This is a genomic window from Nakamurella sp. (assembly GCF_048594475.1).
Taxonomy (GTDB): Bacteria; Actinomycetota; Actinomycetes; order Mycobacteriales; family Nakamurellaceae; genus Nakamurella.
The window spans coordinates 19,449-31,260 of record NZ_JBMDXT010000385.1; the positions used below are offsets into that span (position 1 = coordinate 19,449).

Genomic DNA, 11,812 nt, shown 5'->3' on the forward strand with positions numbered 1-11,812 from the left:
CGTAGACATCTTCGGAACTACACTGCCGCCGGCGATCGTCCCCGGCGACCCATCTGGGTCACGTAACTGGTCCACCAGAGGACGCTGGACAGCGTGGCGACCGCTGCCATCGCGGCGGTCGCCGCGACCGCACCGAACACCACGCCCGCCCAGACGACGGCGACGATCCTGACGCCGGCCAGGATCGACCGAACGACCAACGAGGCCTGGCCGGCCAGCATCGCCCGATGAGCGGCGAAGGGGACCATCGCGGACAGGGTGGCGAGCAACTCCCAGGCCAGGAACGGCAGGAGCGGTTGGGCTAGCGGCCAGACTCCGGCGAGGAGGAGCTCACCCCAGGCGGACGGGAACCAGGCGATCATCGCCAACGGGGGGACGGCCAGCACCGTCATCAGCGCCGCCAGTCGCACGATCGATCCGCTCGGCCGCCGGAGCCCTTCCTGCATCCGACGAAGGGTCGGGATGAGCAGGGTGGGAAGGATTCCCACCACCAGGGTGACCGGCCCGAGGACGGTTCCGGCACCGCGGATGGAAGCCACGACAATGGTGCCGGCAAAGCCGGCGATGAGGTTCGTCGCGACGGTGGCGCTGCCCGACCCGACGACGTAGTCGGCGCCGAACGCCACCGAGGTGCCGGTCGGGATCTCTGAGCTCGGCCACCCCGGCGGACCCAGATATCCGGCACGGGCGGCACTGACGGTGCCCAGGAGGGCCGCGATGCCGGCCCAGCCGCCGAAGCAGGCGATCCCGGTGATCCAGCCCGGGAAGGTCATCAGGCAGAGCCCGACGGTACCGACAGCCCAACCGATGTCGAGCACAAGGGCCCGTCGCGGCGCCACGATCGCCAGGCGCAGAGTGCGGACGGTGTCGTAGACGAGCAGGCCCGGGAGTGCGACCGCCACGACCGCGAGGTACGGCAGGCGGGCGATCCAGGCGCCGGCGAGCATCGGCAGGCCGACCACCAGCGCGAGCATCAACGCCCGCCGCACCGCGAGCCGGACGTGCGCCACCCCCACACTCAGGGCCAGAGTCGGTTCGGCGACGGCCGAACGGCTCGTCCCGATGATCAACGTGGCGAGCGCGGTCGCCACGGCGAACGCGCCGAATTCGGCGGTGGTCACCGTGTGCGCCTGGGTGATGGCCAGCGCGAACCCGGCCGCGCTGGTCGCGGCGCTGGCCAGGATTCCGGTATGCGCACGTCCGGACCGGACCATCCGGCGGAGCATCGCGGTCGACGCACCGGCCGACGGGCCGCTCATGACGTCGTCACCGGTCCGGTCGCGCGGTCAGAGGTCAAGCCCGGACAACGGCGAGAACTCCGGCAGCGTGCGCAGCAGCGCCATCGTCGCCGCCACGTCCAGCCGCTCGGTGTTCTCGGACGTGAAGTCGTCGGTGCGGACCGTGTCCTGGCTGCCCTCCTCGAAATACAGCTCGTACTGCAACGACCGGCTGTCCAGCGGAACCCGGAAGTAGTCGCCCTCGTCGATCGACTTGACCATTTCCTCGCGGCTGAGCAGGGTCTCGTGGAGCTTCTCCCCGTGCCGCGTGCCGATCAGCTTGACCACGGGATCCTGGTAGCCCAGCACCCCGGCGACGGCGCGGGCCAGCACGTCGAGCGTGGCGGCCGGCGCCTTGCGGACGAACAGGTCGCCGGGCTCGGCGTGCAGGAAGGCGTGCTCCACCAGGTCCACCGACTCGTTCAGCGACATCAAGAATCTCGTCATCCGCGGTTCGGTGATCGTCATCGGCTGGCCCAGCTGCAGCTGCCGCATGAACAGCGGGATGACCGAACCGCGGGAGCACATCACGTTGCCGTAGCGGGTCACCGAGACGACGGTCTTCGATCGCGGGTTGTTGCGCGCGAAGGCCTGTGCCGTCTTTTCCATCAGCGCCTTCGACATGCCCATGGCGTTGACCGGGTAGACCGCCTTGTCGGTGCTGAGGAACACCACCGACCGCACTCCGGCCGCGCCGGCCGCCTCGACGACGTTGTGGCTGCCCATCACGTTGGTCTTGACCGCCTGCTGCGGGAAGAACTCGCAGGACGGGACCTGCTTGAGCGCGGCGGCGTGGAAGACGAAATCGACCCCGATCATCGACGCGGCCACGCTGTCGTAGTCCCGCACGTCGCCGAGGAAGAACCGCAGGCGCCCGTCGTCGAACCGCCGCCGCATGTCGTCCTGCTTGGCCTCGTCCCGGCTCAGGATGTGCACGGCCGAGACACCGCGCCGGAGCAGGTGATCGACCATCGTGGAGCCGAACGACCCGGTCCCGCCGGTGATGCCCACCGTCGCGCCGTGCACCGCGTTCGTGACCGTCACACCGCCTCCCCCTCACTGGTTCACTCCCGGCGTGGTTCCGCTCACCCGACCGGGTCCGGCCGGACCCGTCCGATCCGGCCGCGACCGGTGTCCGGCGAAACGGCCAGCGCCTCGTGCGCACGCTGCGTGACCATCAGTGACAGTATGCATCGTGCCCGACGCACTTTGGTACGGTCAATCCGGGTTTGGCTCAGAGCTCGGTCATTTCCTGGGGGCACGATGGCACGGCGGATGTGCTCTCCCGGGGTCGGGCGGCCCAGGGCCGCCCGCCTGCGCCGCCGCCGCACCGCCCGGGGTGACCGATCGCCCTGCCCCGGCCCGCCCGCCGGCCCGCGCCGCGACGCGGCATCGGCTCGGATGCAATGGATCTGCCGACGATCGCCGGAATGCGCCGCCCGCCGCGAGCGGCCCGCGGGCCGCGGTTCGAGCGGGCCGCGTGGCGCCACCACGAAAGGGTTGCCGGCTCGCTCCCGCCGATCGGGAATGAACCGGCAATGCGTAACGACCACGCCGACAATTCCGCATCATCGGCATCCGATCGTGCATGTGATTCGCCGATATCCGCCGGTGCTGTTGACGGAGAGTGATCGATGACGGCCGAGCCGGCCGAGCCCGAGGCCATCCCCGACCGGCCCGACGGCCCGGCGTCGCGGCCGGCACCGCGCCGCCGGCCGATCCTGGCGTGGGTCATGCTGGCCGCCGGGGCCGTCATCCTGCTGTCCACCGCCTGGGTCGGTTGGCGGGCGTACCAGGCCTACCGCGACCTGCAGTCCGCCGCCGCGGCGGTCGGTGCGCTCCAGGCCCAGTTCGACGACCCGGCCGGTCTCGGAGCGACGGACGGGCGGGCCGCGACCATCGCCGGCCTGCAGGCCGACGCCGCGTCGGCCCGGTCGGCCGTGGACGACCCGGTCTTCCGGCTGGCCACCGGAGTGCCCTTCGTCGGACCCAATCTCGACGCCGTCCGCCAGGTCGCGCTGGCGGTCGACACCCTGGCCACCGACGTCCTGCCGGCGCTGGACGGCGTGGCCCGGTCCCTCGACCCGGCGGCGATCGCCCCCCGGGACGGCGCGATCGATCCGGGTCCGATCGCCGCCGCGGCGCCGGCGCTGCAGCAGGCCGATGCGACCGTCGAGGCGGCCCGGTCCCGGCTGGCGACCATCGACCGGTCGGCGGTGGTCACACCGATCGGCGACGCCGTCGCCGCGCTGCAGAACAAGCTCGACACGGCGGCCGACCTGACGGGGCCGGCCGCGCGAACCGCCCGGCTGCTCCCCGCGGCGCTGGGCGCCGACGGCGCCCGCACCTACCTGGTCGTGTTCCAGAATCTCGCCGAGCCCCGCGCCACCGGCGGCATCTTCGGTTCCTACGCGGTGGTGACCGCCGACCGGGGCCGGATCACCATCGTCGATCAGGTGCCGGCCCGCGCCCTGCAGATCTTCCAGCCGCCGGTCGGGGACCCGACCGAGGGGCAGCGGCGGCTTTTCGGGCCGGAACTGGCCACGTTCCCGGCGGACGTCAACCTGACCCCGGACTTCCCGACCGCCGCCCGGCTGTTCACGCAGATGTACCAGGCCCGCGGTGGCGGTCCGGTGGACGGCGTGCTCGCGGTGGATCCGGTGGCCCTGTCCTACCTGATGAAGGGGGCCCCGGCGCTGACCGTCGACGGCGTCACGATCGACGCCGGCAGCGTCGTGCCCACCCTGCTCGCCGGCGCCTACCAGCGCTACGACGACGCCGACCAGGAGCCGCGCGACCGGTTCCTGGCCGACGCCACGACCGCCGCGTTCGGCCAGGTGATGTCGGGCGCAGCAGGCCCGGAGGCGGTCGTCGCCGGCCTGCGCCAGGCGAGCGCCGAGCGGCGGATCCTGTACTACAGCACCCATCCCGACGAGCAGGCCGACCTCGCGGCCACGGGGCTCAGCGGCGCGCTGGACGGCCCGACGGAGTCGTCGTCGGTGGGGGTGTTCGTCAACGACGCGGTCGGGTCCAAACTGGGCTACTACCTGTCCGGGCGGGTCGCGGTGAGCGGTGGGGAGTGCGGGGCCGAGGGGTCCCAGCTCGCCTCGGTCGCGGTCACCCTCGGCTTCGATCCGCCGACCGGCCTGCCGGCGTACGTCACCGGCGGCAGTACCGACGGGAGCTACCGCGCCCACCTGCTGCTGACCGCCCCGGCCGGCGGGAGCATCCGGGCCGCCGAGGTGGACGGGCAACCGGTCGGCCTGCGGTCCGGCGCCGACCAGGGCCGGCCGGCCGGCATCGCGGTGGTCGACCTGCCGCCCGGCAGCCGGGTCACCGTGACGTTCTACCTGTCGCTGCCGCCGGGCGACGGGGTGCCCGCGCTGGTGCACACCCCGACGGTCGGCGATTGGCCGGTCACCGTCGACGGGATCGGCGGCTGCGCCCGATGACCGCGGCGGCGACTGCACCGGCCGGCCGGGAGCCCCTGCGCCCGGGCACCGTGACGACCCTGCACCGGGCCCTGCGCGCCGGGCTGCGGCGGCGGGCCGGCCAGGACCCGGCGTGGCGGTGGCCGGGCCAGGACGCCGACGACCTCGTCCGGGCCGCCCGCGGCCACCACGTCTGCGGCCTCCTCGCACCGCACGCCGCCGCGCTGGGCCTGCCGGCCGCGGCGGCCGAGCGGATCGCCGGCCACGCCGACCGGGTGGCCCTGGCGTCGCTCGCCCAGGCCGCCCGACTCCGGCAGGTCCACCACCGGCTGCGGGACGCCGGCGTTCCGGCCCTGTTCGTCAAGGGCCTGGCCGTGGAGGCGCAGACCGGTCGCCGGCTGGGCGAGCGGGGCGCCGGGGACATCGACGTCTGGGTTCCGCCCGCGCACGTCGAGGTCGCCATCGAGGCGCTCCGGCCCGACTGGCGCCTGCCGGCCGAGTACCCGCAGCCGGGGCCCAGCTGGGCCTGGCGGCACTGGCTGCGCTGGGGTTCGGAACTGCCGCTGCGCGGTCCGGTCACCGTCGACCTGCACTGGCACCTGCACGGCGTGCGGGCGAACCTGCCGGACTTCGCCAGCGCGTGGCGCGCGCGGGAGGAGGTCGACGTCGCCGGGCTCGCGGTGCCCACGCTGGCGCGCGCCCATGCTCTCGCCCACGCCGTCCGGCATGCCGCGACGGACCGCTGGCGCATCCTGCGCAGCCTGGTCGACATCCACCTGCTGCTCTCCCCGGCTCTCCGCGCCGGAGGCCCGGCGCCGCTCCCGGGGCGCACGATGGCCGTCGTCGACCGGTCGATCGGCCTGCCCGACGGGTGGGCCGGCCCCACGCTGACCGCCGCCCGGTGGTCCGCCACGGTCCAGGAGCAGTGCATCCTCGGCCCGCACGCCGACCGGATCGGCGAGCTGTCCCGCCCGGCCTATCTCGGGCGGGTCCTCGCCCGCGGTGCCGGCCCCGGCCACCAGCCGGCCCGGGACGCGCTGGCCCTGCTGTGGTTCCTGGCGGTCGCGCCGCCCCATCAGTGCGGCTCGATCACCACGCCCTCGGCGGTGCGCGGCACCGGGCAGGCCGTGCTGCGGCGCGTCCGGTACGAGCGCGCCCGCTCCCGGCCCGGGTACCGGGACGACCTGCGGTGCGGGACCCGGTGACCCCCGACGGCCGGACGGTCCGCATCCCGGTGGGCTCGGCGGGACGGCGGCCGTACCTGCTGGACTGGTTCCGGGACGCGGTGCGGCGGCTCGGCCGGGACGCCTCGATCGAGATCACCGAGGCCGACCCGCGCGCGGTCACCGCCACCGTGGCCGACGCCGTGCACCCGGTGCCGCCGTACCGGGATCCGGACTTCGCCGCCGCCATGGTCGACCTGGTCGACCGGACCCGACCCGACCTGTTCCTGTCGCTCAACGATCACGAGCTGACCTGCCTGTCCGGTCCGCTGGCGGACAAGCTGCGCGGCTCCGGTGGGGTGGTGCTCGCGCTGGAACCCGAACGGCAACGGCTGGTCGCCGACAAGCACGCCATGGCCGTCGCTTTCGATCCCTGCGGGATCAGGTGCCCGCCCACGGCCCTCGGCTCGGACCGGGCCGGTGTCCGGGTCCTGGCCGGGACCGCCGACCGGCTGGTGATCAAGGACCGGTTCGGTAGCGGCTCCTCCGGGTTCGCCGTCGTCCGGGCGACGGACGCCCTGACGGCCCTCGACCGGCGGGAGCAGGACCCCGATCTGTCGATCGTGCAGCCGTACCTGGACGGGACCGAGTTCGGCCTGGACGTGATCGGTGACCTGGCCGGGTCCGGCGCGGTCGCCGGAGTGTTGGCCCGCCGCAAGGACGGCTGCGCCCAGGGCGTCACGACCCGGGTCGTCACCGAGGATCCGGCCCCGTTCCGCTCCCTCGCGGAGAGCCTCGCGCATCTCGTCGGCCCGCAGGGCCCGATGGACGTCGACATCGTCCGGACGGACGCCGGCCCGATCGTGCTGGACGTGAACCCGAGATTCGGTGGCGGGTACCCGTTCAGCCACTGCGCCGGCAGCGACGTCCCTGGCTATCTGGTCGCCGAGCTGCTGGGCGTGCCCGCACCACCGGGATGGAACACCTGCCACATCGGCCTGACGGTCGGCCGGTACGACTCGTTCGTGCCCATCGGCTGAGTGAGAAGTGGCCGTGGCCCGGTGACATGGGTACCGGCCCGGCGCTAGCGAACGCCCTGCGGGGCGGCGCCGACCGGCGTGGCCCGGTACCGCTCGTTGACCGCGGCGGGCGGCCGCGCATCGCCCCAGACGGCGCCGAGGGCCCGGTCGCAGCCGAGGGCGGCCGCCGCCCGGGCCTGGTCGAGGGTGTCGATGCGGTCGATGACCACCCGCTGCTCCAACGCGTGCGCCATCGAGGTCACCGCGCGGATCATCGTGTCGCCCACGTCGGTGCCCAGGGCGGCGGTCAACGCCGGGTCGAGCCGGACCGCGTCGCACGGGAACCACAGGAGCTGGTCCAGACCGGCCCAGACGGTGCCGAACTCGCCGCGGAAGATGCCGAATCCGATGTCCCGCAGGCCCTTCAGCGTCGCCAGCGCCGCCAAGTCGGTGACCGACCAGGCCGGCGCCTCCTTCAGCGTGATGTTGACCGCGATCGGCTTGATCCCCGCGCGGGCGGCCAGCTCGGCCAGCAGCGTGAGGCAGTCCGGCCGGGCGATCACCGCCGCCGTGAGGTTGACGTTGACCTTGAGTCGCGAGTCGTGGCGCTGCCAGCCGCGGACCGCGGCCATGCCGGCGGCGGCGACGGCGAGATCCAGCTCCAGCAGCTCGGCGGGGCGCCCGACGAGCGGCCGCCGGGGGTCGGTGACCCCGCCGTCCGGACCCACCCGCCGGGCCACCGCGTCGTACCCGAGCACCCGGTGGTCGCTCATCCCGGCGACCGGGCGGAACCACGGCACCACCGCGCCCGGCCCGGCGGGGCCGGAGGCCGGATGCCGCTCCTGGGCATCCAGCTGCCACATCAGGTCGAGCTGGTCCTCGATGATCGGCACGAACTGCTGCAGGCGCCAGGTGTCCTCCGCCGTCAGCACCCGGCCGATCGGGTCGATCACGCAGAGCGCGCCGACGATCCCGCCGTCCGGCCCCCTCAACGGAACCCCGAGGTAGGCCCCGATCTCACCCGACACCACCGACGCCAGCCCCGAGAAGCGGGGATCGATCGTCGCGTCCGGCACGGCCATCCACTCGCCGGTCGCGACGACCACGTCGCAGAACGACTCCTCCCGGTCGATCGGGCACAGGTCGCCGACGCCGAAGAACCCGATCGTGTGCTGCAGGTCCTGATGGACGATGTTGATGCGGACCGTGGGAAAGCCCAGGGCGCGCGCGGCCAACGACAGCGTTGTCTCCACGGCCCCCGGGAGCGGCCGGTCGAACCAGTGACGCTCGGCGGAACGGGTGGGCGGAACGGCGTCCAGAGACGGCATCGGCCGATGGTAAGCCGGGTTTCCGGAGGGACCGAGAAGAATCAACCGTTGGTGGCCGGCGGGTGACAGGCCGTCATAACGCCTGGCGGGCAACCGTGATCGACCGTGTGACGGCGAGACCACCGGTACCGTCCCGGGGCCGGGCCGGTCGCGGACGTGATCTGCGGACAAAGGCGGCAATTCACCCGGTTTCGCCCGGCGCGCCGACGCCCGGCCGGCACCGCGCCCACCCGGCCGGGACCGCGCGCCCACCTGGCCGGGGCGGGCGGCCGGCGATCGCCGGGTGACGGCGGGGTACGCCGGGGGTGACGGCGGGACGTGGCGCGGGAAACCGGCGTGACGGGCAGAGGGGAGAAAGCGGACGATCGTGGGTGACTCCGGCCGGACCCGCCGGCCGCCCCACCGGAGGGAGTTCCGCGTGGACGACACCACACCCGGGCCCGATCTCGTCGCGCTGAAGGGCACGCAGCACCGGATCTGGAGCAGCGGGGACTACGCCCGCATCGCCTGGATCACCGCGCCGCTGGCCGACCGGCTCGTCGCCGCGGTCGACCTGGTTCCCGGCCGCAGCGTTCTGGACATCGCCACGGGCACCGGGCACGTCGCCCTCGCTGCGGCCCGCTCGTTCTGCCCCAGCACCGGGATCGACTACGTGCCCGACCTCATCGCCCGGGCACGGCGCCGGGCCGCCGCCGAGGGGCTGGACGTCACCTTCGAGGTCGGGGACGCCGAGGCGCTGCCCTACGCCGACGGACGCTTCGACCAGGTGCTCTCCGCCATCGGCATCATGTTCACCGCCGACCACCGGCGGGCGGCGGGCGAGATGGTCCGGGTGTGCCGCCCGGGTGGGCGGATCGGCCTGGCCAACTGGACCGCGTCCGGATTCATCGGCCGGATGCTGCAGACCGTCGGCCGGCACGTCCCGCCGCCACCCGGAGCCCCGCCGGCCACCCGCTGGGGCGATCCGCAGTTGCTCGCCGAGCTGTTCGACGGGCGGATCGAGGACCTGCGGACCCGGACCGCCGTCCTGCGCCCGCGGTTCCCGGGAGTCGGGCAGTTCGCGGACTTCTTCCTGGCCCACTACGGTCCCACCCGCACGGCCGCGGCCCGGCTCGACGACGACGGCCGGGCGGCCCTGCGGGGCGACCTGATCGGCCTGGCCGAGGCGGCCAACCTGGTCACCGACGGCACCTTCGTCGCCGACTGGGAGTACCTGCTGGTGGCGGCCCGCCGGCGCTGAGCCGGCCCTGGTGCGGCTCGAATGCGGCTCTGGTCCGGCCTGGTGGGCCCTGGACCGAGCAGCCGGCGGCGTCGGCCGGCCCGCCTGCCGGCGCCGGGCGGACCCGGGACCTCAGGCCGGCTTGTGCAGGACCCCGCCGGTCGGCGTCACCCGCACATCGTCGCCGTCGACGGCGGCGCCGCCGTCGACGATCAACGACATGCCGCCGGCCGCCCGCGGCGGCCAGAGCAGGGTGACGGCCGGATTGGCCCGGACGTTGGCCAGCGATCCGCGGCCCGGCGCGGCGATCCGCAGCTCGCCGTCGACGAGCGCCGGCCGCACCGAGACCGCCTTCACCCGCGCCGGCGATCCCAGCGGGTCGACGGTCAGCAGGTAGCCGGCGTCGAAGTCGTCCAGGACCCGCGCCAGGTCGCCGAGCTCCACGATGATGCTCACCCGACCAAGGGTAGGGGTCGCCGCCATCCGGACGCCGGGCCGGCCCCGTCCTGGCACGGGCCGGCGGGCCGCCGCGCGGGCATGCCAGCGGGATGTGCGCCGGATGCCAGCCCGCCGCGGCACCGTGGGGGCCGGTTCACCCGACATCGCGGAAGGAGCTCGGATGAGCGCGATCATCGAGGCGCAGGGATTGCGGAAGGCATTCGGCCGCACCCAGGCGCTGGACGGCGTCGATCTGGTGGCGCACGAAGGCACCGTGCTCGGCGTGCTGGGACCCAACGGCGCCGGCAAGACCACCGCGGTCCGGGTGCTGGCGACGCTGCTGCGTGCGGACGCCGGCACCGCCCGGATCGACGGCTACGACGTGGTCGCCGACGCCGGCCGCGTTCGCCGCACCATCGGGCTCACCGGCCAGTACGCGTCGGTCGACGAGGACCTGACCGGGACCGAGAACCTGGTCATGATCGGCACGTTGCTCAACCTGTCGACCCGCGACGCCCGGGCCCGGGCGGCCGAGCTGCTCGACTGGTTCGGGCTGGCCGACGCCGCGGGCCGGCGGGCCAAGACCTACTCCGGCGGGATGCGCCGCCGCCTGGACCTGGCCGCCAGCCTGGTCGGCCGGCCGCGGGTGATCTTCCTGGACGAGCCGACGACCGGTCTGGACCCGGCCAAGCGTGAGGACATGTGGGACGTCGTGCGGCGGCTGGTGCGGGACGGCTCGACCGTCCTGCTGACCACCCAGTACCTGGAGGAGGCCGACGCGTTGGCCGACCGGATCAGCGTCATCGACCACGGCCGGGTCATCGCGCACGACACCCCGGAGGGTCTCAAGCGCACCATCGGCGGTCAACGCATCCGGGTCCGGCCGACCGACCCGGACCGGTTGGCCGACGTGGCCTCGGTGCGGACCGGCATCGCCGGCCGGCCGCCGGTCAGCACCGGTCGCAACGAGCTGACCGCGGCCGTCGACACCGGCGAGCAGGCGTTGGCCGCGACGGTCGGCCGGCTCGCCGAGGCGGGCATCGGCGTCACCGAGCTGTCCCTGCACCTGCCCACCCTGGACGAGGTCTTCATGACCCTGACCGGCCAGCGGGTCGGCGGCGACGCCACCCCCGCGGGCCCCCGGAAGGAGCTGGCGGCATGACCACCGTCACGACCACATCGGCCGGTGACCGGCCGCCGGCCGCCGCCCCGGACGAGCCGGCCGCCGGCGGCGCGCTGGCCTACCCGCGGCACACGTTCGCGCTGGCCCGGCGGAGCCTGCTGAAGATGCGGCGCACCCCGGAGGCGTTGATCGACGTCACCCTCCAGCCGATCATCTTCCTGCTGATGTTCACCTACATCTTCGGCGGCGCGATCGCCGGCAGCTCGGCCGACTACCTGCAGTTCCTGCTGCCCGGCCTGCTGGGACAGTCGATCGCCATGGCCGGGGTCGCGCTCGGCCAGAACCTCAACGCCGACATCGAGAAGGGCGTGTTCGACCGGTTCCGCTCGCTGCCCATCGGCCGGTCGGTGCCGCTGGTCGGCGCGGTGACCGCGGACATCGCGCGGTACCTGATCCTGTGCGTGGTCACCCTGGGCTTCGGCATGATCATGGGCTTCCGGATCGAGACCGACGCCGTCGCCGCCGTCGCCGCGGTCGTCCTGGCCATCGCGTTCGCCCTCTGCTTCTGCTGGATCTCGGTGTTCGTCGGGATGAAGGCCCGCACCTCCGGCGCCGTGCAGGGGATCATGTTCCTGATCGTGCTGCCCCTGTCGTTCGCGTCGAACACCTACGTGCCGACCGCGACGATGCCCGGCTGGCTGGCGGCGTTCGCCGACGCCAACCCGATCTCCCAACTGGTCACCACGATGCGCGGGTTGATGATCGGCGGCCCCGTCGCCACCAGCCTGATGTGGACGCTGGTCTGGATGGCCGC

Annotated in this window: 10 protein-coding genes; 6 read left to right on the top strand and 4 right to left on the bottom strand. The window is 74.0% G+C overall.

Annotated elements, in window-relative coordinates:
* Positions 1 to 17: 17 nt before the first annotated feature.
* Entirely contained in the window at positions 18 to 1,259 is a 1,242-nt protein-coding gene (locus ACOJUF_RS17360) for a hypothetical protein (RefSeq protein WP_420123073.1), read from the bottom strand.
* A 27-nt stretch (positions 1,260 to 1,286) separates the two neighbouring features.
* On the bottom strand, positions 1,287 to 2,321 hold the full coding sequence (locus tag ACOJUF_RS17365) for a polysaccharide biosynthesis protein (protein WP_420123074.1): 1,035 nt from the start codon (positions 2,319 to 2,321) through the stop codon (positions 1,287 to 1,289).
* A 590-nt stretch (positions 2,322 to 2,911) separates the two neighbouring features.
* Between ACOJUF_RS17365 and ACOJUF_RS17370 the strand changes: the two genes are divergently transcribed.
* From ACOJUF_RS17370 to ACOJUF_RS17380, 3 genes are read left to right on the top strand one after another with little or no spacing between them, the layout of a single operon-like run.
* Positions 2,912 to 4,729 (top strand): DUF4012 domain-containing protein, encoded by a 1,818-nt coding sequence (locus ACOJUF_RS17370; protein WP_420123075.1) that lies wholly within the window; start codon positions 2,912 to 2,914, stop codon positions 4,727 to 4,729.
* Complete coding sequence (locus ACOJUF_RS17375) at positions 4,726 to 5,913, top strand: nucleotidyltransferase family protein (RefSeq protein ID WP_420123076.1); 1,188 nt, start codon at positions 4,726 to 4,728, stop codon at positions 5,911 to 5,913. The genes ACOJUF_RS17370 and ACOJUF_RS17375 overlap by 4 nt, the downstream gene beginning before the upstream one ends.
* Complete coding sequence (locus ACOJUF_RS17380; RefSeq protein WP_420123077.1) at positions 5,898 to 6,911, top strand: ATP-grasp domain-containing protein; 1,014 nt, start codon at positions 5,898 to 5,900, stop codon at positions 6,909 to 6,911. Before ACOJUF_RS17375 ends, ACOJUF_RS17380 begins: the two co-directional genes overlap by 16 nt.
* Positions 6,912 to 6,955: 44 nt before the next feature.
* On the opposite strand, the gene ACOJUF_RS17385 is transcribed toward ACOJUF_RS17380, so the two are convergent.
* Positions 6,956 to 8,218 (bottom strand): EAL domain-containing protein, encoded by a 1,263-nt coding sequence (locus ACOJUF_RS17385; protein ID WP_420123078.1) that lies wholly within the window; start codon positions 8,216 to 8,218, stop codon positions 6,956 to 6,958.
* A gap of 418 nt (positions 8,219 to 8,636) precedes the next feature.
* On the opposite strand from ACOJUF_RS17385, the gene ACOJUF_RS17390 reads away from it, so the two are divergent.
* Positions 8,637 to 9,458, top strand: coding sequence for a class I SAM-dependent methyltransferase (locus ACOJUF_RS17390; RefSeq protein ID WP_420123079.1), 822 nt, complete (start codon positions 8,637 to 8,639; stop codon positions 9,456 to 9,458).
* Positions 9,459 to 9,569: 111 nt separating this feature from the next.
* Here ACOJUF_RS17390 and ACOJUF_RS17395 read toward each other — a convergent pair whose 3' ends face one another.
* Positions 9,570 to 9,893 carry a pyridoxamine 5'-phosphate oxidase gene (locus tag ACOJUF_RS17395; RefSeq protein WP_420123080.1) on the bottom strand — a complete coding sequence of 108 codons (324 nt, stop codon included), beginning with the start codon at positions 9,891 to 9,893 and terminating at the stop codon, positions 9,570 to 9,572.
* Between the two features lie 163 nt (positions 9,894 to 10,056).
* Here ACOJUF_RS17395 and ACOJUF_RS17400 point away from each other — a divergent pair, with 163 nt between their 5' ends.
* Positions 10,057 to 11,037: an ATP-binding cassette domain-containing protein gene (locus ACOJUF_RS17400; protein WP_420123081.1), complete on the top strand. Its 981-nt coding sequence runs from the start codon at positions 10,057 to 10,059 to the stop codon at positions 11,035 to 11,037.
* The coding region (locus tag ACOJUF_RS17405; RefSeq protein ID WP_420123082.1) for an ABC transporter permease at positions 11,034 to 11,812 on the top strand (779 nt) is incomplete at its 3' end. The genes ACOJUF_RS17400 and ACOJUF_RS17405, both read left to right, overlap by 4 nt.

Coding starts and splice junctions, on each gene's coding strand:
- ACOJUF_RS17360 (WP_420123073.1), bottom strand. CDS start 1,259: ATGAGCGGCCCGTCGGCCGGTGCGTCGACCGCGATGCTCCGCCGGATG.
- ACOJUF_RS17370 (WP_420123075.1), top strand. CDS start 2,912: ATGACGGCCGAGCCGGCCGAGCCCGAGGCCATCCCCGACCGGCCCGAC.
- ACOJUF_RS17375 (WP_420123076.1), top strand. CDS start 4,726: ATGACCGCGGCGGCGACTGCACCGGCCGGCCGGGAGCCCCTGCGCCCG.
- ACOJUF_RS17385 (WP_420123078.1), bottom strand. CDS start 8,218: ATGCCGTCTCTGGACGCCGTTCCGCCCACCCGTTCCGCCGAGCGTCAC.
- ACOJUF_RS17400 (WP_420123081.1), top strand. CDS start 10,057: ATGAGCGCGATCATCGAGGCGCAGGGATTGCGGAAGGCATTCGGCCGC.